Raw genomic sequence first — 19907 nt, 5'->3', positions numbered from 1 at the left:
CGCGCCCGCCTCGCGGGCCGGCCGTAGAAACCACCCAGGAGGAGACATCCCATGAAGTGCTATTGCGTCGTGAACTTCCGCGAGCCCTTGCAGGAAATGAACCAGCCCACGCCCACGCCGCAAGGGTCGCAGGTGCTGCTGAAGGTCCGCGCGGCTGGCGTATGCCACAGCGATATCCACTTGTGGGAAGGCGGTTACGACCTGGGCCAGGGCCGCACGCTGTCGCTGAAGGACCGCGGCGTGTCGCTGCCGCTGACCATGGGCCACGAAACCGTGGGCGCCGTCGTCGCCGCCGGCCCCGACGCCCAGGGACTCTCGGCCGACCGCAACTACCTCGTCTATCCCTGGATCGGCTGCGGCAAGTGCACACCGTGCCTGGCCGGCATGGAGAACCACTGCTCCGCGCCCGCCTGCCTGGGCGTGCACCGCGCCGGCGGCTATGCCGACCACATCCTGGTGCCGCATCCGCGCTACCTGATCGACATCGGCGACCTCGATCCCGCGCAGATCGCGCCCTATGCCTGCTCGGGGCTCACCACCTATTCCGCGCTGAAGAAGATCGGCCCGGACGTCTACCGTTCGCATCCCGTGGTCATCTTCGGCGCGGGCGGCCTGGGCCTGATGAGCCTGACGCTGATCAAGGCCCTGGGCGGCGCCGGCGCCATCGTCGTCGACATCGACCCGGCCAAGCGCCAGGCCGCGCTGGAAGCCGGCGCGCTCGCCGCCATCGACGGCGCCGCGCCCGATGCCGCGCAGCAGATCATCAAGGCGGCCGGCGGCAAGCCTGTCCAGGCGGCCATCGACCTGGTCGGCGCGCCCGCGACCACCTCGCTCGCCTTCGACTTCCTGACCAAGGGCGGCAAGCTGATCATCGTGGGCCTGTTCGGCGGCGCATCGTCCTGGCCCATCGCGCTGATCCCCATGAAGGCTCTGTCCATCATCGGCAGCTACGTCGGCAACCTGACCGAACTGCAGGAACTGATGGAGCTGGTGCGGGCCGGCAAGGTTCCGCCCATGCCCGTGCATCGCCACGCGCTGGCCGAAGCCGACAGCGTGCTGGCATCGCTGCGGGCCGGCAAGGTCGTGGGCCGCGCGGTGCTGACGGACTGAACTAGACGGGGCGCAGGCGCGGATCGTAGATGAAGCGTTCGCGCCGCACCACCACGATGTGCTCGGCGTCCGGGTGCGCCGGATTGATCAGGAAATTGCAGTCCGGCACACCCCGATAAGGCACGATGGCGCTGGGCAGTTCAAGCAGCGCCGACACGCCGGACTGCACCCAGTTGTCGCCCACGGCCTGCGAGGCTTCGGCGAAAGGCACGGCGTCCCAGAACGGATAATCCTCGTGCAACTGCGTCAGGCTCAGCGCCTGGCGGGCTTCGTGGACGGCGCGCGGCACCGCCAGTTCGATCAGATAGCGGTTGGCCTGCTCGGATGCGCGGGCCGCAAAGTGCACCACCGTTTCCAGCGCCGCCAGCGCCACGCTGGCCGAGGCATAGACCACCGCCGTACCCGGGCTGTTGTAGCGCCCGCCCACGGCCGCGGCGCCCGCCCCGCTCAAATCGTCGGCGCGGTACTTGCCTGCGGTAGTCCCGATACGCCAGATCGAAATGCTGTCGTCCGTCATGCGTAGACGCCCGCCGCGGCGCGCGCCAGCGTGTCCTCGACGATGCGGCTGCTGGCGTCGGATGTCAGCAGGGACAGCGGCTTGACGTTGCCCAGCGCGGGCACCGGCGTGTTCAGCCAGGCGACCGCTTCTTCGTCGCTGCCCAGCACCTGGCGCGCCACCCGCGCCACCCGCGCGACGCGGGCCAGGCGGTCCGATTCGCCCAGCGGCAGCATCAGGCCTTCGCGGCTCCAGCGCGACAGCGACGCCGCCTTGACCTCGGTGATGGCCATGATTTCAGACTTGGGCACCTGCAGGTAGTCGGCGGCGTCGTCGACCATCTGCGCGGGCAGGCCGCGGCGCACGTCGCGCGCCATGTCCACCAGGGGGCTGTCGACCAGGCTGCGGAACAACTGCTTGGCGCGCGCCGCCGCATGGCGCGGCGGACGCTTGGCGGGGTTCTTTTGAAGGGCGGCTACGCTCATGGCCTGGCTCCTGCAAGTCTGGAGGCCGCGGCTGCGGGCCTCCTGGAATTTCCAAATTGAATTCATGATATTCCATTTGGAATTCCCGCCACAAGATCCGTCCCCGAAAGCGACACCCCCGGGGTGGAGGCTGGATTTGGGCATATCATAGGCGGCTGTAACACAATAGCTCAGACACTTATAAGGACTGGCGATGACGGACCGGCAGCTGACGATACTCGCGGCGTTGAATCTCATGGTGGCGGTGGGCGCGGGAGCCTTTGGCGCCCATGGCCTCAAGCGCATGCTGACGCCGGAATTGCTGTCCGTCTGGCAGACCGGCGTGCTGTACCACCTGGTCCATGCGCTGGGCCTGTTCGTCGTCGCGCTGCTGGGCGCCCGCTACGGTTCGTCCCTGCTGTCCGCGGCTGGCGTGGTGATGTTCGTCGGCATCGTGCTGTTCTGCGGCAGCCTGTATGTGCTGTCCCTGACCGGCACGCATTGGCTGGGCGCCGTCACGCCTTTCGGCGGCGTCGCCTTCCTGGCGTCATGGGCAATGGTCGCGCTGGCGGCCTATCGCGCCCAAGGCTGAACCCTCCCCCCCTTCCTTCCCTTTCGGGCGGCCGGAACCGCCGCCCTCCCAGGCTGTAGATGTCCACCTCTTCCGTACTTCCCGCCGCCCAGGCCCAATCCGCCGCAGCAGGCATCGCCTGCGTGGTGGGCGGCATTTTCTTCCTGACCTTGAGCGACGCCAACGCCAAATGGCTCGGCGCCAACTACAACCCGCTGCAGATCCTGTTCCTGCGGGCGCTCATCGCTCTGCCTTTCGTCGCCTCGCTGGCGCTGTGGCTGGGCGGACGCCGGGTCTTGCGCACCGCGCACCCCGGCCTGCACCTGACGCGCGGCGCCATCAACGTCGTCTCGGCCTATTGCTTCTATCTGGGCCTGCGCACGCTGCCGCTGGCCGAGGCCACCGCCATCGCGTTCGCCGCGCCGCTGTTCGTGACGGCGCTGTCGGTGCTGGTCCTGAAAGAACGGGTGGACGGCAAGCGCTGGCTGGCCGTGCTGGCCGGTTTTGCCGGCGTGCTGATCGTGGTGCGGCCGGGGGCCGCAACCTTCCAGGCGGCCACCTTGCTGCCGCTGGTTACCGCCTTGCTTTATGGGGTGATGATGATCACGGCGCGCGGCATCAACCGCAACGAAGGCATGCTGACGACCACGCTCTACATCGTGCTGGGCCAACTGGTCTGTAGCGCGGTCGCCCTGCCCCTGGTATGGGAGCAGCCCGCGATGGAGGATCTGCCGTACTTCGGCGCCGTCGCGCTGTTCAGCACCCTGGGCCTGGCGCTGATCACCCAGGGATTCCGCATCGGTCCCGCCTCGGTGGTTGCGCCCTTCGACTATACCGGGCTGATCTGGGCCACCATCCTGGGCTGGATCTTCTGGCAAGAGACCCCGGACGCCTATGCCTATCTGGGCGCGCTCTTCATCGCCGGCAGCGGCGTCTACATTGCCTTGCGCGAAGCGCGGGCCAAGTCCAGGACCCGCAAGCCGGCCAAGGCCTGACGCCGAGCTACTCCGTGGGCGGCGGAAAATGCCGCTGCAGCACGCGGGCCACGTTGGGTTCCAGCGCCGCCTCGCACGCCACGGCGGTCAGCGCCGGACACTCGGATGCGAACCACGCCGGCCCGGGACGCCAATGCGTCATGACCGTCACGTACAGGTCCAGCGCCGAAAAGCGCCGGCCCAGCATGTGCGGGGCGCCAGCCTGACGTTCCAGTTCCAGCCAGATCTCCGCCCGCCGCGTGTGCACGCGCTGCCTCAACAGCTCGGCGGCGGGGCCTGCCGTGGTCCATTGCGGCGGATCATCGCCATAGGTGAACGTGGGATAGATCGCCGCCACCAGCCGGATCAGCAAATTCAGGAATCGGGCGCGCTCAGGCTTATCGGGCGCGGGCGCCAGGCCGGCGTGGGGCGCCACGTCGTTCAGATGCAGGATCATGGCCGCGCTCTCGGTCATGACTTCGCCGTCCGGCAGGACCAGCGTGGGCACCTGCCCCAACGGATTCAATTGCAGCAGCCTGTCGCGTTCGGCGCCGGGCTTGAGGTACGGCAGGTCCGTCAAGGTGTGCGGCACGTTGGCCAGCACCAGCGCCATCTCGACGATGGCGGATCCGCAGCCCGCGGATCCGATCAGCTCATACGGTTTCATGGCGTTCACTCCCCCTGTTCGGCCGGCGCCAGGCGCAGCAACTCTCCCGGCGAGGCGTCCGTCAACACGTACACATAACCGTCCGGTCCTTGCCGCACGTCGCGTATCCGCTGCTTGCGATCCGTCAGCAGCCACTCCTGCGCCACCACGCGGTCGCCGTCCAAGGTCAGGCGGATGAGATTCTGGTTGGCCAGCGCGCCGATGAACACGGAATTGCGCCAGGCGGGAAAGCGGTCGGCGCTATAGAAAGCCATGCCGCTGATGGCCGGCGACTTCGGCCACCAGTAGAGCGGCGGCTCCATGCCGGGCAGGTCGGCGCCCTTGGCTTCGGGGATGGGCTGGCCCGAATAGTTGATGCCGTGGGTAGCCAGCGGCCAGCCGTAGTTCTTGCCGCGCTTGACCAGATTGATCTCGTCTCCGCCGCGCGGCCCGTGTTCGTTCTCCCAGAGCTGGCCGCTCCAGGGATTGAGCGCCATGCCCTGCGGATTGCGATGCCCGTAGGACCAGATCTCGGGCCGCGCGCCGGCCTGGCCGACGAAGGGATTGTCGGGCGGCACCGAGCCGTCGGCCTTCAACCGCACCACCTTGCCTTGCAGCTTGTCCAGGTCCTGCGCCGTGGGCCGCTGGTTGTTCTCGCCCAGCGAGATGTACAGATAGCCCTTGCCGTCGAACACCAGCCGCGATCCGTAATGCAGGCCCGACGACAGCTTCGGTTGCTGGCGGAACAGCACGCGGAAATCCTCCAGCGCAGTACCGTCGGCGGACAGCTTGCCGCGGCCCACGGCGGTGCCGCTCTTCGAACCGTCGGCCTCGGCATAGGACAGGTAGACATAGCGGTCCCGCGCGAAGTCCGGCGACAGCGCCACGTCCAGCAGGCCGCCCTGGCCCTGCGCCGCGACCTTGGGCACGCCGGCCAGCGGCTTGGACAAGCCGCCCGGGATGCGCAGCAGCCTGAGGTTGCCGGGACGCTCGGTAATGAGCACGCCGCCTTCGGGCAGAAAAGCCATGGCCCAGGGATGAATGAGCCCGCCCACCACGGCCGTGACGCGGGCCGGGACCGATGCGGGTTCGGGCCCCGGCTGCGCGGACGCGGGCAGCGCCAAGCACGAGGAGAACGACAGGAACAGCGCGCGCGCGATTGCGGCGGGACGTGACGGCATGGGCATCTCCGGCAACGGGTGGCGTACCATATCGGCCAGGAACGGAGATCCCCGTCCTTGCTCTCAGGAGACCCCATCTGATGAAACTGTACTACATGCCCGGCGCGTGCTCGCTCGCTTCCCACATCGTTCTGGAATGGATCGGCAAACCCTATGAAACGCACAAGCTGAGCCGCGACGAGCTCAAGGGTCCGGAGTTCCTGAAGGTCAACCCGCTGGGCGCCGTGCCCGCCCTGGCGCACGACGGCTGGACCGTCACGCAGAACGCGGCGATCCTCGAATACCTGGCTGAACACGCGCCGGAACTGCAGCTGCTGGGCGACGGCTCGCCGCGCTCGCGCGCCGAAGTGCGCCGCTGGCTCGGCTTTATCAACTCGGACATCCACAAGACCTTCTCGATGATCTTCGGCGCGTCGCGTTTCGTCGGCGACGAAGGCGCGCAGAAGGAGCTGGCCGCCTCGGCTTCCGCGCTGCTGACCAAGCTGTTCGCGCAACTGGACGGGCAGCTCGCCGGCAAGTCCTACCTGACGGGCGACAAGCCTTCCATCGCCGACGCTTACCTGTACGTGGTGCTGCGCTGGGCGCACGCCAAGGAAGTGAAGCTGTCGGGCCTGGACAACCTGGCCGCGTTCTTCAAGCGCATGGAAGCCGACAAGGGCGTCCAGGCCGCGCTCAAGGCCGAAGGCCTGTAAGGCCTCGGCGGGGCTTGCGCCGCCAGCCGCAAGCCCTCAGCTGGAAGCCCTCAGCTGGAAGCGCCGGGCGCCAGTTCGCGCGGCGCGCCCTCTTCCAGCGTCTTCTTCACTGCCGCCAGAAAGCGCCGCGCCAGCAAGGGCGGCGCGCTCAGATTCGAATGCGTGGCCCAGATATCCACGCTGGCCTGCGGCAATATCGGGCGCAAGACCATGTGCGCGGCCTGATCCGGCGTCACGCACCAGGCGTCCACCAGCGCCGGCCCCAAGCCCTGTTGCACGAAAGAACAGGCGGTCACGGGCGAATGCACCTCCACCGCCGCCGCGCAGGCCGGCCCCTCGCCGAAGAAGGGCTTGAGCGCACGCGCGAGCGGCGTGCCGCGGGGATAGCCGATCCAGGCCGCGGTGGAGAAATCCTCCGGCCGCACCACCTCGCGCGCCGCCAACGGGTGGCCGGCAGGCAGCGCGCAGACGATAGGCACCCGCGCCAGGCGCACGGACCGCAGATTGGGATGATCGGGGGGCTGCATGGAGATGCCGATGTCCGCCTGGCCCGATAGAAAATACGCAGCCAGCTCGTCAAAGGTCACGCTGCGATAGTCGACGCGCGCGTCCGCATTGCGGCCGCGGAAGCGATCCAACGCCATCGGAATGAGGCGCTGCCCGAAACTGGCGCTGGCGACGATCTTCAGCATGCCCGCGCCCGACTGGCCCAGGCTGGCAGCCAGGTCGTTCACGCGCTGGATGCCGCCGTAGACCTGCTCCACTTCCGCGTATAGCCGGCGCGCCTCGGCCGTCGGCGACAGCCGGCTCTTCACGCGCTCGAACAGCTTGTAGCCCAAGCGGCTCTCGGTCAGCGCCAGCACGCGGCTGACGGCCGGTTGCGAGACATGCAGCATGCGGCCCGCGCCGCTGATCGATCCAGCCATCATGATGGCGCGGAACACCTCGATCTGGCGCAGGTTCAAAGGCCGTCCGGCGGTGGGTCCGACCTCGTCCGCGTAGGCATGCTCATCCATTTCTTCCCCTGGCAAATCAGCACCAAACCGATAACGCCCGATTATAGGTTTTCGACATTTTTCGATGAGGGCGCGCGCGGATGCGGGGTGTAACCTGCCGGCCTCAACACCACAAAATCAAGGGGAATCCACCATGCGCAGCAAACTCTTCCGCGGCCTTTCCGCGCTGGCGCTCGGCGCCGCCATGTCGGCCGGCGCCACCGCCGGCGCCTATCCGGACAAGCCCATCACCTTCGTGGTGCCGTCGGCCGCCGGCGGCTCGCCCGACGTGCTGTCGCGCCTGATCACGACCCAGCTGGCGCGCGACACCGGGGCCACCGTGGTGGTCGAGAACCGCCCCGGCGCCGCCGGCAACATCGGCATCGCCCTGGTCAAGCGCGCTGCGCCCGACGGCTACACCGTCGGCTACGGCAACATCAACACGCTGGCCGTGAACCGTTCCCTGTTCAAGCGCCTGCCCTACGACGTGGACGCGGACCTGACGCCCGTGGCCCATCTGTTCGACCTGTACAACGCGCTGATCGTGCCGGCCGACTCGCCGATCAAGAGCGTGCAGGACCTGATCGACCGCGCCCGCAAGGAACCCGGCCGCCTGTCCTACGGCGCTTCGGGCGTGGGCACCACCGGCCACATGGGTGGCGAACTCTTCAAGAGCATGGCAAAGGTCAACGTCATGTTCATCCCGTACAACGGCGGCCCCGCCGCCATCCAGGACCTGCTGGGCGGCCGCCTGGACTACCTGTTCGTCAACACCTCGGAAGCGACCCCGCTGGTCAAGAGCGGCAAGGTCCGCGCCATCGGCGTAAGCAGCCTGAAGCGCCTGGCCCTGATGCCCGACGTGCCCACGCTGGACGAAGCTGGCCTGAAGGGCTACGAAACCGTGGCCTGGGGCGGCGTGGTGGCGCCCAAGGGCACGCCGCCGGAAGTGGTGGCAACCCTGAACGCCGCCATCCAGAAGGCGCTGCAGGCGCCTGAAGTCCGCACGGGCCTGGCCACGCTGGGCGCCGAACCGGCCAGCGGCTCGCCCGCCGACTTCAAGCAGCTGATCGACCGCGAGACCGCCAAGTGGCAACGGATCATCGACGGTGCCGGCATCGAGAAACTCGACTGAACATGAGCGCGCGCATGCTGCAAGCAGACTTCATCGTGGCGGGCGCCACCCTCGTCGACGGCACCGGCGGACCCGCCCGACAGGGCGACCTGGCGGTGCATGACGGCCGCATCGCGGCGGTGGGCAACTTCGCCCACCCCGCTGGCGTGCCGGTCATCGACGCCGGCGGCCTGGCCCTGACGCCCGGATTCATCGACTCCCACACCCACGACGACGGCTACCTGCTGGCGCATCCGGACATGCTGCCCAAGGTCTCGCAGGGCATCACCACCGTGGTCACCGGCAATTGCGGCATCAGCCTGGCCCCCTTGGCCGGGACCGCCATCCCGCAGCCGCTGGACCTGCTGGGTCCGGCCGAACTGTTCCGTTTCAGCAGCTTCCGCGCCTGGATGGACGCGCTGCGCGCCACGCCCGCCGCTGTCAACGTGGCCCCGCTGGTCGGCCACACCACGTTGCGCGTGGCGGTGATGGACGACACCTCGCGCGCCGCCGACGCGGACGAACGCGCCGCGATGCGCGCGCTGCTGCAAGAGGCGCTGGACGCGGGCGCCTTCGGCGTATCCACCGGCACCTTCTATCCGCCGGCCAGCGCCGCGCCCACCGACGAGATCATCGACGTCTGCGCGCCGCTGCGCGGCCGTCCCGGCGTCTACGCCACCCATCTGCGCGACGAGGCAGACCACATCGTGCCGGCCATGGAAGAAGCGCTGCTGATCGGCCGCGAACTCGACTGCCGCGTGGTGTTCTCGCACCACAAGCTGGCCGGCGAGCGCAACCACGGCCGCAGCCGCGAAACCCTGGACCTGATCAGCCGCGCCGCCGCCACCCAGGCGGTGTGCCTGGATTGCCATCCCTACCCCGCCACCTCCACCATGCTGCGGCTGGACCGCGCGCGGCTGGCCAGCCGCACCATGATCACCTGGTCCAAGGGCTACCCCGAAGCCACCGGCCGCGACTTCAGCGAAGTCATGGCGGAACTGGGCTTGGACGACGAAGCCGCTGTCGCACGGCTCGCGCCTGCCGGCGCCATCTACTTCCTGATGGACCCGGCCGACGTCGGCCGCATTTTCTCGCATCCGCTGACCATGGTGGGCTCGGACGGCCTGCCCTTCGATCCGCATCCGCACCCCCGCCAATGGGGCACCTTCACCAACGTGCTGCGCGCCATGGTGCGCGAACAGCGCCTGCTGACGCTGGAAACGGCCATCCACAAAATGACCGGCCTCGCCGCGGACCAATACGGCATCGCCGAGCGCGGCCTGTTGCGGGAGGGGTATCATGCTGATCTGGTGCTGTTCGATCCCGCCACGGTGACAGATGTGGCCACTTTTTCAGCTCCCATTCAGGCAAGCCAGGGCATCCAAGCAGTTTGGGTCAATGGCAGGCAGGTCTGGGACGGGGAACGAACCAGCGCCGAACGCCCGGGCCAGGTCTTGACGCCCGGGACGGCATTACCTCGGAGTAAATAACGTGAACAGCTATTCCCAGGGTTGTTACCTGGGTGTATTGGGCGGCATGGGCCCCATGGCGGGCGCCGCCTTTGCCCTGCGCCTGGCGGCATTGACGCCCGCCGCGATCGACCAGCAGCACATCCCCACGCTGCTGCGCAACGACCCCCGCATTCCCGACCGTTCCAGCGCCTACATGGCCGGCGGCGAGAATCCCCTGCCCTACATGCAGGAAGGCGTGCGCTTTTTGCAGAACGCCGGCGCGCAGCTCATCGCCATTCCGTGCAACACGGCCCACCTCTGGTACGACCAGATCGCCGCGTCCACCGACCTGCCCGTGCTGCACATCATCCAGGCCGTCATCGACGACCTGCGCCGCCTGGGCCTGCCCGCCGGCCGCATCGGCCTGATGGGCACCGCGGCCACGCTCAAGCTGGGCCTCTACCAGCGGCATCTGGAAGCGCAAGGCTACGAGTGCATCGTGCCCGACGACGACGAAGTCGAGCGTTACTGCATGGGCTCGATCCGCGCGGTCAAGGCCAACCGCCTGGAGGACGCCTACGCGCCGGCCGCCGAATGCATCGCCCGCCTCAAGGCGCGCGGCGCGGACGCCGTGGTGCTCGGCTGCACCGAACTGCCGCTGGCCGTGCCGCATGCGCTGCGCCCCAGCCTGGGCGTGACGCTGACCGACTCCATCGACGCGCTGGCGAGAGCCGCAATCGCGCACTACCAGGCGGAACAACTGCTGGCGGCCTGAGCCCGCTACTCCTTCCCCGCGCCAAGCAGGCGAAAAAAAAGGCGCATCTTCCGATGCGCCCCAATTTCCCTTCGCGGGGAATCGCAATCAGCCGCCCAGATACGCCTTGCGCACCTGATCGTTGACCAGCAGATTGGCGCCGGTGTCCTGCAACACCACGCGCCCGTTTTCCAGCACATAGCCGCGGTCGGCCACGCCCAGCGCCTTGTTGGCGTTCTGTTCGACCAGAAACACCGTCACGCCCTGCTCGCGGATCTCGCGGATGATGTCGAAGATCTGGGCGATCACCAGCGGGGCCAGGCCCAGCGTCGGCTCGTCCAGGAGCAACAGGCGCGGACGCGTCATCAGCGCGCGGCCGATCGCCAGCATCTGCTGCTCGCCGCCCGACATCAGGCCGGCGCGCTGGCTGGCGCGCTCTTTCAAGCGCGGAAACAGCCCGTACACATGGTCGATGCCCGCCTGGATCTCCTCGCGCTTGGCGAAGAAGCCGCCCATCATCAGGTTCTCGGCCACGGTCAGGTCCTTGAAGACCCGCCGCCCCTCCGGCGAAATGGCGATGCCATTGCGCATGATGTGGTGCGTGTCCTTGTGGGTGATGTCCTCGCCCTCGAACGTGATCGTGCCTTCCTTGGCGCGGGGGTTGCCGCAGACGGTCATCAGCAGCGTCGTCTTGCCCGCGCCGTTGGCGCCGATCAGCGTGACGATCTCGCCCTTGTTGACCTCCACCGACACCCCGTTCAACGCCTGGATGGCGCCGTAGTAGGTATGAATGTTATCCAGCTTAAGCATTACTCTTCCCCCAGGTACGCCTTGATGACGCGCTCGTCGTTGCGCACCTGCTCGGGGGTGCCGGTAGTGATGGGCTTGCCGTGCTCCATGACCAGGATGCGGTCGGAGATGCCCATGATCAGGCTCATGTCGTGCTCGATCAGCAGCACCGCGACGCCGAACTCGCGCCGCAACTGGTCGATCAGCGACTGCAGATCGCGCTTTTCCTGAGGATTCAGGCCCGCCGCCGGTTCGTCCAGCATCAGCAGACGCGGCTTGGTGATCATGCAGCGCGCGATCTCCAGGCGGCGCTGGTGGCCGTAGGCCAGGTTGCCCGCCTCGCGGTTGGCGAACTCGCGCAAACCCATGAAATCCAGCCATTGCGCGGCGCGCGCCAGCGCGTCGGTCTCGGATTGGCGATAGGACTTGAGCTTGAGCAGGCCCGGCAAGAGCCGCGACTCCACCTGCGTGTGCTGCGCGACCAGCAGGTTCTCCAGCACGGTCAGCTGCTTGAACAGGCGCACGTTCTGGAAGGTGCGCACCAGCCCGTGGCGCGCCACCTTGTGGCTGGGCAAACCGGTGATGGCCTTGCCGTCCATGGTGATGTCGCCCGCCGTCGGCGCATAGAAGCCGCCCACGCAGTTGAACACGGTGGTCTTGCCTGCCCCATTGGGGCCGATGATGGCGAACACCTCGTCGGATTTGACTTCGAACGCCACGCTGTCCACGGCCAGCAGGCCGCCGAACCGCATGGTGAGTCCGGATACTTTCAGCAATGCCTCGCTCATTTAGCCAACTCCACATGGGGACGCTTCATGGGCAACAACCCCTGCGGACGCCACATCATCATCAATACCATCACCAGGCCGAACATCAGCATCCGGTACTCGGCGAACTCGCGCGCCACTTCCGGCAACACCGTCAGCAGCACCGCGGCCAGGATCACGCCCACCTGCGAGCCCATGCCGCCCAGCACCACGATGGCCAGGATCAGCGCGGATTCGATGAAGGTGAAGGACTCCGGATTCACCATGCCCTGGCGCGCCGCGAAGAACGCGCCGCCGAAACCGGCGAACATGGCGCCCAGCGTGAACGCGGACAGCTTGATCCGCGTGGGATTCAATCCCAGCGAACGGCAGGCGATCTCGTCCTCGCGCAGCGCTTCCCAGGCCCGGCCGACCGGCATGCGGATCAGCCGCGTCGACACGAACAGCGTGACCAGCGCCAGCAACAGCGCCATCAGGTACAGGTACACCACCATGTCCTGGTTCTGGAAGTTCCAGCCCATGAATTCATGGAACGTGGTGCCGCCTTCCGTGCTGGCGCGGCGCGTCATTTCCAGGCCGAACACCGTCGGCTTGGGGATGCCCGAGATGCCGTCCGGACCGCCGGTCAGCGTGTTCAGGTTGATCAGCAAGAGGCGGATCATTTCACCGAAGCCCAGCGTCACGATGGCGAGGTAGTCGCCGCGCAATCGCAATACCGGAAAGCCCAGGATGAAGCCGAACAGCGCGGCCATGGCGCCCGAGAACGGCAGCGCTTCCCAGAAGCTCCAGCCGCCCCAGTGGTACAGCAAGGCGTAGGTATAGGCGCCGACGGCGTAGAAGCCCACGAAGCCCAGATCCAGCAGGCCGGCGAAACCCACGACGATGTTCAGGCCCAGGCCCAGCATCACGTAGATCAGCACCAGCGTGGCGATGTCCACCGAACTGCGTCCGGCGAAGAACGGCCACACCACCGCTATCGCCAACAGCAACAACGCGAGCGGCTTGTGGGTCTTGACAGGCGCCGCCGGCAAGGTCGGCAGGCTCGTCTTGAGCTTCTGGAACGGCTTGGCGATCCAGGGGCGCAGCAGCTGGAACACGAACACGATCGCGGCGGCAATCGCCACCAGCGACCAGTTCGATTCCATCGTGGTGCGGGCGCCCTGGCGGATCAACTGCAGGCCGAAGACGGGGGTGACGATGACAGCCGTCAGCACGGCCGCCATCGTGGCGTTTTTCAGATTGTTGTTCGACATCAGACTTTTTCCACCTCAGGTTTGCCCAACAGCCCGGTGGGACGGAACAGCAGGATCAGGATCAGCAGCGAAAACGCCACGATGTCCTTGTACTGTGAGGAGATGTAGGCAGCCGCGAAGGTCTCGGCCAGCCCGAGCAGCACGCCGCCCAGCATGGCGCCGGGGATGCTGCCGATGCCGCCCAGCACTGCCGCGGTAAAGGCCTTGATGCCGGCCAGGAAGCCGATGAAGGGATTGAGCTTGCCGATGGTGATGGCGATCAGCACGCCGCCCACCGCCGCCAGGATCGCACCCATCACGAAGGTGAACGAGATCACGCGGTTGGTGTCGATGCCCAGCAGGTTCGCCATGTGCATGTCCTGCGAGCAGGCGCGCGAGGCGCGGCCCATGCGGGAATACTTGATGAACAGCGTCAGCCCGATCATCAGCACCACCGTGACCACGATGATCATGATGCGCGAATACGGCACCGTCACGTCGAAGTCGGAGCCCATGTGGAACTGCACGGCGCCCGACACCAGCGATGGCACGGCCATGTCGCGCGCGCCCTGGCCCAGGGCCACCCAGTTCTGCAGGAAGATCGACATGCCGATGGCCGAGATCAGCGCCACCAGGCGGGGACTGCCGCGCACCGGCCGGTAGGCGACGCGCTCGACGCTGAAGCCGTAGATGCCCGTGACCACGATGGCCACGACCAGCATGGCCGCGATGATGAACGGTATCGGCAAGCCGCTATTGGTGCCGATGGCCGTCAAGGTGACCAGGCCGACATAGGCGCCGATCATATAGATTTCGCCGTGAGCGAAGTTGATCATACCGATGATGCCGTAGACCATTGTGTAGCCGATGGCAATCAACGCATAGATCGCGCCCAGAGACAATCCGTTGAAGAATTGCTGGGTAAGTTGGGGTATGAGGTCAGACATTATTTCTCTTGCTCCAAATGGTTCCGGCCCCGGTGGAGAGACCCGGAGCCGGAAACCTGGGCGTATTTTATAAGGGCCTGGCATCTGCGCCCGCCGGCCGCACAGCGCTTTTGGCGCATCGCTACGCGGATTACGGCAGAACGAGGACGACAGGCCCTACACGCCGGCGACGCCGGCGGGATCGCGAGTTTACAGCTGGGTCTTCTTGCCGTCCTTATCCCATTTATAGACGGCGAACTCGAAGTTCTTCAGGTCGCCCTTGGCGTCGTACTCGACCTTGCCGATGCCGGTGTTGAAAGTGGTCTTGTGCATGTAGTCGGCCACCTTGGCGGGGTCTTCGCCCACCGCGTTGATGCTGTCGGCCAGGATCTGCACGGCGGCGTACGCCGGCATCTGGAAGGCGCCGTCCGGATCGCGCTTGGCGTCCTTGAAGGCCTTCACGATGCTCTCGTTGCCGGGCAGCTTGGTGAAGTCGGCCGGCAGCGTGACCAGCAGGCCGTCGATGGCCGGGCCGGCGATCGCCACCAGATCCTGGTTGGCGGTGCCTTCCGGACCCATGAACTGGACCTTCAGGCCTTGTTCACGCGATTGGCGCAGCAACAGACCCAGCTCGGGGTGGTAGCCGCCGAAATAGACGAGGTCCACGCCAGCCGACTTGAGCTTGGTGATGATGGCCGAGTAATCGCTGTCGCCGACGTTGATGCCTTCGAACATGGCGACGTTCACGCCTTCCTTGCCCAGCGAATCGCGGACCTGGGTGGCCACGCCCGAACCGTAGGTCTGCTTGTCATGCAGCACGGCGACCTTCTTCGGCTTCAGGGTCTTGGCGATGTAGTTGGCGGCGTACGGACCTTGCTGGTCGTCGCGGCCGATGGTGCGGAAGAAGTAATGCGGCTTGATCGTGTCGGTGACCAGCGGCGAGGTCGCGCCCGGGGTGATGCCGACGATGCCCTCTTCCTCGTAGACCTTGACGGCGGCCACGGTCACGCCCGAGCACGCATGGGCCACGGCGAACTTGGCGCCGGAGTTGACCACGCGGTTGGCGGCCGGCACGGCCTGCTTGGGTTCGCAGCCGTCATCGATGAGGATGGGTTCGAGCTTCTTGCCCTTGACGCCGCCCTTGGCGTTGATGGTCTCGATCGCGGTCAATGCGCCGGCCTGGATCTGGTCGCCGTATTGCGTATTGGGGCCGGTCATGGGCTGGGGAATGCCGATCTTGATCGTGTCGGCGGCGTGCGCGGCGCCAGCCAAGGCAAGTGCCCCAAGCGCCATGGCTACCGGGGTAAGGCGATTCAGAAACTTCATGCGGAGTTCTCCAGCGAGGTTTTGAGCGGCTCTGTCCGACGCGGTTTATCGGTTGGGTAATCCGTTAATCCTCGTCGCCCGTCGCCGGCTTCTTGGGCAAAAACACGGTGTGGCCGGTATTCTGGAAGCAAGCCGCCATACTGTCACTGCGTGTAATCCCCAATATTTTGGCGCGCACCTTTAATCGTGACGGATAGCCGGGGCAAACCCATGAAATCGTTGGAGAATCCGCAAGAAAATCGTATTTATCATCTGGCGCGCCATCCGAAATTGTGCTTTGGGATATATATAGCCGCCGATTAATACGCTGTTTAAAGACGCATTTAAATACAGTGCTTACGCAGGACTTACGAATAATAATTAACGTGCGTAGTTATTCACTGGATTAAAGCCCGGGGCGGCCTGAAGACCACAGGCGCCCCGCCGCATGCTCAGGCATTGGCCGGCTTGGCCAGATTCCACATCAGCGCCCGGAAAGGCGCCAGCATGCTGATATTGACCGCGAGCTTGATCGCCAGGTCGCCCATCATCCAGGTCATCCAGGGCGCGCCGGTAGCCGCGAAAGCCACGCTGAAGAACACGGCCGTGTCCAGGATGGCGCCAAGCACGCCCGACACCAAGGGCGCGCGCCACCAGCGCTGGTCGCGCAATCGGTCGAACACCTGGATGTCGACCAGTTGCGCGCAGATATAGGCCAGGCCCGAAGCCAGCGCGATGCGCGGCGAGGCCACCCATACCGACACGACCAGGGCGGCGGCAAAACCGAACCAGACCACTCGGCGCGCGGCCGCCGGGCCGAAACGGCGATTCAGCACGTCCGTGACCAGGAAGGCGACCGGATAGGACAGCCCGCCCCAGGTCAGCCAGTCATTCAGCGGCACCTGCACCAGGATGTTCGAACCGACCACCACCACCAGCATGCACAGCACGGCGATGGCGAATTGCGGCCGGCTCATGAGCGCAAAGCGCCGGGAGCCCGCGCTCCCGTCCGCGGCCGTCATTTGCCGAACTCCTCCGCCAGCTCGCGCGAGCGTTGGGCGGCGGCCGCCATGGCGTCTTCGACGATGCCGGCAAACCCGGCCGCGCCGAACGCATTGAGCGCCGCGGCCGTGGTGCCGCCCTTGGACGTCACACGTTCGCGCAGCGTGGCCAGCGGTTCAGAAGACTCGGCGGCAAGGCGCGTCGCCCCAGCCAGCGTGCCCAACGCCAATTGCTTGGCTTGCTCGGCCGTCAGGCCGACCTTCTGCCCGCCGGCCACCAGCGCTTCCAGGAACAGGAACACATACGCCGGGCCACTGCCCGACAACGCGGTCACGCCATCGAGCGCGGCGTCGTCGGCGACCCACACCACTTCGCCCACGCTGGACAGCAATCGGGCCGCCAGGTCACGGTCGGCTGCGTCCACCCCATCCAGGGCCGCCAGGCCGGTGATGCCGGCGCCCACCAGGGCCGGCGTGTTCGGCATGCAGCGCACCAGGCGCTTGAACGGCGCTTCGGGCGTGCCTAGCCAGGCGGCCAGCGTATCGGCGCGGATGCCGGCCGCCACGCTTACCACCAAAGTGTCTTCACGCAACCATTGACGCGTGGAAGCCACAACGTCCTTCATGTTCTGTGGCTTGACAGCGAACACCCAGACCCGGCACCGCGCCAGGGCCTCGCCCGGAGCCGTCGCGGTGGTCATGCCGCGAGCCTGCCAGGCGGCATGCGAATCCTGGTTTATGTCAATGACATGTATGTTGCCGGCGGCGCATACTTTGCCGGCCAGGCCGGAGGCCAGCGCAGCGGCCATATTGCCGCCACCGATGAACGCAATCGAAAGTTCGTTTTTCATAGGAGCCGATTGTAAACGGGAGTTCTCGTTGGGAAAAAAAAGAAAAATGTTCGTTCGCGCCTAAAACGCGCAATTTGACAGGCGTTTGGAGTGATGTGAAAGTCACGGTTTTGTCACAAACAATTCATAAGGTGTCGTGTTTTCTGCGCCCGGACAACCCGGTCGCGTCACGCCCAACTGGAGGAACCTCTCTATGCGATCCCACCGTATTGCCTTAACCTTTGCCGCCATCATGACGGCTTTCGCAGGCGCCTCCGCGCATGCCGCCACCGAGATCCAATTCTGGCACTCGATGGAAGGCGCGCTGGGCGACCGCGTGAACGGCCTGGTCGACGAATTCAACAAAAAGAACCCCGACTACCAAGTCAAGGCAGTCTACAAGGGCAACTACGGTGAATCCATGAACGCCGGCATCGCCGCGTTCCGCGCCGGCAACGCCCCGGACATCCTCCAGGTGTTCGAAGTCGGCACCGCCACCATGATGTACGCCAAGGGCGCCATCAAGCCGGTCCAGCAGATGTCGGAAGAAGTCGGCAACCCGATCGATCCGAAGGAATTCATCGGCGCCGTGGCCGGCTACTACTCGTCGGCCGACGGCAAGCTGGTGTCGATGCCCTTCAACAGCTCGACCGTGGTGTTCTACTACAACAAGGACGCCTTCAAGAAGGCCGGCCTGGACGCCGACAAGCCGCCCAAGACCTGGGAAGAGCTGGCTGCCGCCGGCCAGAAGCTGAAGGCCGCCGGCCAGGAATGCGGCTACACCACCTCCTGGCCGTCGTGGGTCCAGCTGGAAACGTTCTCGGCCTGGCATAACGTGCCGTACGCCACCAAGGACAACGGTTTCGGCGGCCTGGACGCCCGCATCGCCATCAACACCCCGCTGCACGTGCGCCACCTGGAAAACCTGGCCAAGCTGGGCAAGGAAGGCATCTTCATGTACGGCGGCCGCGGCGATGAGCCGAACTCGCTGTTCATCAGCGGCAAGTGCGCCATGATCACCGGCTCGTCCGGCCTGCGCGCCAACATCGCCAAGAACGCCAAGTTCGAATTCGGCACCTCGACCCTGCCCTACTACGCCGACGTGCAAGGCGCGCCGCAGAACACCATCATCGGCGGCGCTTCGCTGTGGGTCTTCGCCAACAAGAAGCCGGAAACCTACAAGGGCGTGACCGCGTTCTTCAAGTTCCTGGCCAGCCCGGAAATCGCCGCCCGCTGGCACCAGCAGACCGGCTACGTGCCTGTCACCAAGGCCGCTTACGAGCTGACCAAGAAGGACGGCTTCTACGACAAGAACCCGGGCACCGAAGTCGGCGTCAAGCAGCTGAACGTCGAAACCACCGCGCAATCGCGCGGCCTGCGCCTGGGCTTCCTGCCGCAGATCCGTGAAATCGAAGACGCCGAAATCGAACGCATCGTTTCGGGCAAGGTCAGCGCCAAGGACGGCGCCGACAACATCGTCAAGCGAGGCAACGAACTGCTGGAAAAATTCGAGAAGAGTGTAAAGTAACGCCCTTCCGCGACGCCAGCCCAGTCCTGTCAATCGGTATTTTCCATGCCGTAACAAGGACTTGGGCTGTTTTGCACTAGGCAGTACAAGGCTTAAGGCCCTGGGGGTTTTAGGGCTTTAAGCCTGTCGCATTTTACGAAGGCGGTTTCAGGCGGCGGTTACTCCAACCGCCGCTTTTCTGTACCTTGGGTTCCCCCTATGGAAAAACGTGTTGTATTCGGGCACAAGACCTTGCCCTATCTGCTGCTCCTGCCGCAGATCATCATTACCGTGGTCTTCTTCTTCCTGCCGGCCGGCCAGGCCATGTGGCAATCGCTGCGGCTGGAAGATGCATTCGGCTTGTCCTCCGAGTTCGTCGGGCTGGACAACTTCATGGAACTGTTCTCGCAACAGGCCTACCTGGATTCCTTCCGCGTCACCGCCGTGTTCTCGATCCTCGTGGCGGTGGTCGGGCTGGGCGTGTCCTTGCTGCTGGCCGTCATGGCAGATCGCGTCATCCGCGGCGCCGGGCTCTACAAGACACTGCTGATCTGGCCCTATGCCGTGGCGCCCGCCGTCGTCGGCGTGCTGTGGCTGTTCCTGTTTTCGCCTTCCGTCGGCATCCTGGCCGTGGCCCTGCGCCATGCCGGCGTCGACTGGAATCCGCGCCTGGACGGCAACCAGGCCATGACCCTGGTGCTGATCGCCGCGGTATGGAAGCAGGTGTCGTACAACTTCCTGTTCTTCCTGGCCGGCCTGCAATCGATTCCGCGCTCGCTCATCGAAGCCGCCGCGATCGACGGCGCCAGCCCGTCGCGCCGCTTCTGGAGCATCGTGTTCCCGCTGCTCTCGCCCACCACGTTCTTCCTGCTGGTGGTCAACATCATCTATGCCTTCTTCGACACCTTCGCCGTGGTGGACACGACCACGCAGGGCGGTCCGGGCACGTCGACCTCCATCCTGGTCTACAAGGTGTACAGCGACGGCTTCCGCGGCCTGGACCTCGGTTCGTCCGCGGCGCAGTCGGTGGTGCTGATGTTCATTGTGATTGCCTTGACGGTCGTGCAGTTCCGCTACGTCGACCGCAAAGTGCAGTATTGATTTT

Annotated in this window: 21 protein-coding genes; 9 read left to right on the top strand and 12 right to left on the bottom strand. The window is 65.9% G+C overall.

Going from position 1 to position 19907, the window contains the following annotated elements; genetic code table 11:
* Positions 1-51: 51 nt before the first annotated feature.
* Complete coding sequence (locus N5C88_RS21120; RefSeq protein WP_280016161.1) at positions 52-1110, top strand: alcohol dehydrogenase; 1059 nt, start codon at positions 52-54, stop codon at positions 1108-1110.
* 1 nt (position 1111) lies between these two features.
* On the opposite strand, the gene N5C88_RS21115 is transcribed toward N5C88_RS21120, so the two are convergent.
* Both N5C88_RS21115 and N5C88_RS21110 read right to left on the bottom strand, forming a co-directional pair.
* Complete coding sequence (locus N5C88_RS21115; protein ID WP_059375918.1) at positions 1112-1627, bottom strand: RES family NAD+ phosphorylase; 516 nt, start codon at positions 1625-1627, stop codon at positions 1112-1114.
* Entirely contained in the window at positions 1624-2091 is a 468-nt protein-coding gene (locus N5C88_RS21110) for an antitoxin Xre/MbcA/ParS toxin-binding domain-containing protein (protein ID WP_251880007.1), read from the bottom strand. Before N5C88_RS21110 ends, N5C88_RS21115 begins: the two co-directional genes overlap by 4 nt.
* Positions 2092-2284: 193 nt before the next feature.
* Here N5C88_RS21110 and N5C88_RS21105 point away from each other — a divergent pair, with 193 nt between their 5' ends.
* Positions 2285-2662, top strand: coding sequence for a DUF423 domain-containing protein (locus N5C88_RS21105; protein WP_059375913.1), 378 nt, complete (start codon positions 2285-2287; stop codon positions 2660-2662).
* Positions 2663-2721: 59 nt separating this feature from the next.
* Positions 2722-3636: a DMT family transporter gene (locus N5C88_RS21100; protein WP_118932462.1), complete on the top strand. Its 915-nt coding sequence runs from the start codon at positions 2722-2724 to the stop codon at positions 3634-3636.
* Between the two features lie 7 nt (positions 3637-3643).
* Here the strand turns inward: N5C88_RS21100 and N5C88_RS21095 are convergent, their stop codons facing one another.
* Positions 3644-4282, bottom strand: a complete 639-nt coding sequence (locus tag N5C88_RS21095; RefSeq protein WP_059376186.1) for a glutathione S-transferase — start codon at positions 4280-4282, stop codon at positions 3644-3646.
* Positions 4283-4287: 5 nt separating this feature from the next.
* The gene (locus tag N5C88_RS21090; protein ID WP_280016160.1) at positions 4288-5442 is read right to left on the bottom strand and encodes a PQQ-dependent sugar dehydrogenase; all 1155 of its coding nucleotides are present in this window, start codon (positions 5440-5442) and stop codon (positions 4288-4290) included.
* An 80-nt stretch (positions 5443-5522) separates the two neighbouring features.
* Between N5C88_RS21090 and N5C88_RS21085 the strand changes: the two genes are divergently transcribed.
* Positions 5523-6134, top strand: a complete 612-nt coding sequence (locus N5C88_RS21085) for a glutathione binding-like protein (protein WP_059375907.1) — start codon at positions 5523-5525, stop codon at positions 6132-6134.
* A gap of 50 nt (positions 6135-6184) precedes the next feature.
* Here N5C88_RS21085 and N5C88_RS21080 read toward each other — a convergent pair whose 3' ends face one another.
* Positions 6185-7150 (bottom strand): LysR substrate-binding domain-containing protein, encoded by a 966-nt coding sequence (locus N5C88_RS21080; RefSeq protein WP_118932465.1) that lies wholly within the window; start codon positions 7148-7150, stop codon positions 6185-6187.
* A gap of 133 nt (positions 7151-7283) precedes the next feature.
* Between N5C88_RS21080 and N5C88_RS21075 the strand changes: the two genes are divergently transcribed.
* From N5C88_RS21075 to N5C88_RS21065, 3 genes are read left to right on the top strand one after another with little or no spacing between them, the layout of a single operon-like run.
* A complete protein-coding gene (locus tag N5C88_RS21075) occupies positions 7284-8261 on the top strand; it encodes a tripartite tricarboxylate transporter substrate binding protein (protein ID WP_059375902.1) in 978 nt (325 codons plus the stop codon).
* Between the two features lie 2 nt (positions 8262-8263).
* Complete coding sequence (locus N5C88_RS21070) at positions 8264-9730, top strand: D-aminoacylase (protein WP_280016159.1); 1467 nt, start codon at positions 8264-8266, stop codon at positions 9728-9730.
* A 1-nt stretch (position 9731) separates the two neighbouring features.
* Positions 9732-10466: an amino acid racemase gene (locus N5C88_RS21065; protein WP_118932467.1), complete on the top strand. Its 735-nt coding sequence runs from the start codon at positions 9732-9734 to the stop codon at positions 10464-10466.
* Positions 10467-10553: 87 nt separating this feature from the next.
* Here N5C88_RS21065 and N5C88_RS21060 read toward each other — a convergent pair whose 3' ends face one another.
* From N5C88_RS21060 to proC, 7 genes are all read right to left on the bottom strand, one after another.
* Complete coding sequence (locus N5C88_RS21060; RefSeq protein WP_013393945.1) at positions 10554-11255, bottom strand: ABC transporter ATP-binding protein; 702 nt, start codon at positions 11253-11255, stop codon at positions 10554-10556.
* Positions 11255-12022 carry a high-affinity branched-chain amino acid ABC transporter ATP-binding protein LivG gene (gene livG, locus N5C88_RS21055; protein WP_013393946.1) on the bottom strand — a complete coding sequence of 256 codons (768 nt, stop codon included), beginning with the start codon at positions 12020-12022 and terminating at the stop codon, positions 11255-11257. Before livG ends, N5C88_RS21060 begins: the two co-directional genes overlap by 1 nt.
* Entirely contained in the window at positions 12019-13254 is a 1236-nt protein-coding gene (locus tag N5C88_RS21050; protein ID WP_059375894.1) for a high-affinity branched-chain amino acid ABC transporter permease LivM, read from the bottom strand. The genes livG and N5C88_RS21050 overlap by 4 nt, the downstream gene beginning before the upstream one ends.
* The gene (gene livH, locus N5C88_RS21045; protein ID WP_054454161.1) at positions 13254-14180 is read right to left on the bottom strand and encodes a high-affinity branched-chain amino acid ABC transporter permease LivH; all 927 of its coding nucleotides are present in this window, start codon (positions 14178-14180) and stop codon (positions 13254-13256) included. Before livH ends, N5C88_RS21050 begins: the two co-directional genes overlap by 1 nt.
* Before the next feature lie 189 nt (positions 14181-14369).
* Positions 14370-15485 carry a high-affinity branched-chain amino acid ABC transporter substrate-binding protein gene (locus tag N5C88_RS21040; protein ID WP_059375890.1) on the bottom strand — a complete coding sequence of 372 codons (1116 nt, stop codon included), beginning with the start codon at positions 15483-15485 and terminating at the stop codon, positions 14370-14372.
* Between the two features lie 431 nt (positions 15486-15916).
* On the bottom strand, positions 15917-16441 hold the full coding sequence (locus tag N5C88_RS21035) for a queuosine precursor transporter (RefSeq protein WP_088140781.1): 525 nt from the start codon (positions 16439-16441) through the stop codon (positions 15917-15919).
* A gap of 41 nt (positions 16442-16482) precedes the next feature.
* Positions 16483-17316, bottom strand: a complete 834-nt coding sequence (gene proC / locus N5C88_RS21030) for a pyrroline-5-carboxylate reductase (RefSeq protein ID WP_280016157.1) — start codon at positions 17314-17316, stop codon at positions 16483-16485.
* Between the two features lie 193 nt (positions 17317-17509).
* Between proC and ugpB the strand changes: the two genes are divergently transcribed.
* Positions 17510-18823 carry a sn-glycerol-3-phosphate ABC transporter substrate-binding protein UgpB gene (ugpB, locus tag N5C88_RS21025; protein ID WP_059375879.1) on the top strand — a complete coding sequence of 438 codons (1314 nt, stop codon included), beginning with the start codon at positions 17510-17512 and terminating at the stop codon, positions 18821-18823.
* Between the two features lie 198 nt (positions 18824-19021).
* Complete coding sequence (gene ugpA / locus N5C88_RS21020; RefSeq protein WP_059375876.1) at positions 19022-19903, top strand: sn-glycerol-3-phosphate ABC transporter permease UgpA; 882 nt, start codon at positions 19022-19024, stop codon at positions 19901-19903.
* Positions 19904-19907: the final 4 nt, after the last annotated feature.

This window comes from Achromobacter sp. GD03932 (assembly GCF_029839485.1).
Taxonomy (GTDB): domain Bacteria; phylum Pseudomonadota; class Gammaproteobacteria; order Burkholderiales; family Burkholderiaceae_B; genus Achromobacter; species Achromobacter bronchisepticus_A.
Note: the sequence above shows the minus strand (reverse complement) of the source record. Positions and strands in the feature narration are given on the sequence as shown.

What these genes read in the sequence shown, in the direction of transcription:
- N5C88_RS21120 (WP_280016161.1), top strand. Translation starts at nt 52, where the DNA reads ATGAAGTGCTATTGCGTCGTGAACTTCCGCGAGCCCTTGCAGGAAATG.
- N5C88_RS21115 (WP_059375918.1), bottom strand. Translation starts at nt 1,627, where the DNA reads ATGACGGACGACAGCATTTCGATCTGGCGTATCGGGACTACCGCAGGC.
- N5C88_RS21110 (WP_251880007.1), bottom strand. Translation starts at nt 2,091, where the DNA reads ATGAGCGTAGCCGCCCTTCAAAAGAACCCCGCCAAGCGTCCGCCGCGC.
- N5C88_RS21105 (WP_059375913.1), top strand. Translation starts at nt 2,285, where the DNA reads ATGACGGACCGGCAGCTGACGATACTCGCGGCGTTGAATCTCATGGTG.
- N5C88_RS21100 (WP_118932462.1), top strand. Translation starts at nt 2,722, where the DNA reads ATGTCCACCTCTTCCGTACTTCCCGCCGCCCAGGCCCAATCCGCCGCA.
- N5C88_RS21095 (WP_059376186.1), bottom strand. Translation starts at nt 4,282, where the DNA reads ATGAAACCGTATGAGCTGATCGGATCCGCGGGCTGCGGATCCGCCATC.
- N5C88_RS21090 (WP_280016160.1), bottom strand. Translation starts at nt 5,442, where the DNA reads ATGCCGTCACGTCCCGCCGCAATCGCGCGCGCGCTGTTCCTGTCGTTC.
- N5C88_RS21085 (WP_059375907.1), top strand. Translation starts at nt 5,523, where the DNA reads ATGAAACTGTACTACATGCCCGGCGCGTGCTCGCTCGCTTCCCACATC.
- N5C88_RS21080 (WP_118932465.1), bottom strand. Translation starts at nt 7,150, where the DNA reads ATGGATGAGCATGCCTACGCGGACGAGGTCGGACCCACCGCCGGACGG.
- N5C88_RS21075 (WP_059375902.1), top strand. Translation starts at nt 7,284, where the DNA reads ATGCGCAGCAAACTCTTCCGCGGCCTTTCCGCGCTGGCGCTCGGCGCC.
- N5C88_RS21070 (WP_280016159.1), top strand. Translation starts at nt 8,264, where the DNA reads ATGAGCGCGCGCATGCTGCAAGCAGACTTCATCGTGGCGGGCGCCACC.
- N5C88_RS21060 (WP_013393945.1), bottom strand. Translation starts at nt 11,255, where the DNA reads ATGCTTAAGCTGGATAACATTCATACCTACTACGGCGCCATCCAGGCG.
- livG (WP_013393946.1), bottom strand. Translation starts at nt 12,022, where the DNA reads ATGAGCGAGGCATTGCTGAAAGTATCCGGACTCACCATGCGGTTCGGC.
- N5C88_RS21050 (WP_059375894.1), bottom strand. Translation starts at nt 13,254, where the DNA reads ATGTCGAACAACAATCTGAAAAACGCCACGATGGCGGCCGTGCTGACG.
- livH (WP_054454161.1), bottom strand. Translation starts at nt 14,180, where the DNA reads ATGTCTGACCTCATACCCCAACTTACCCAGCAATTCTTCAACGGATTG.
- N5C88_RS21040 (WP_059375890.1), bottom strand. Translation starts at nt 15,485, where the DNA reads ATGAAGTTTCTGAATCGCCTTACCCCGGTAGCCATGGCGCTTGGGGCA.
- N5C88_RS21035 (WP_088140781.1), bottom strand. Translation starts at nt 16,441, where the DNA reads ATGAGCCGGCCGCAATTCGCCATCGCCGTGCTGTGCATGCTGGTGGTG.
- proC (WP_280016157.1), bottom strand. Translation starts at nt 17,316, where the DNA reads ATGAAAAACGAACTTTCGATTGCGTTCATCGGTGGCGGCAATATGGCC.
- ugpB (WP_059375879.1), top strand. Translation starts at nt 17,510, where the DNA reads ATGCGATCCCACCGTATTGCCTTAACCTTTGCCGCCATCATGACGGCT.
- ugpA (WP_059375876.1), top strand. Translation starts at nt 19,022, where the DNA reads ATGGAAAAACGTGTTGTATTCGGGCACAAGACCTTGCCCTATCTGCTG.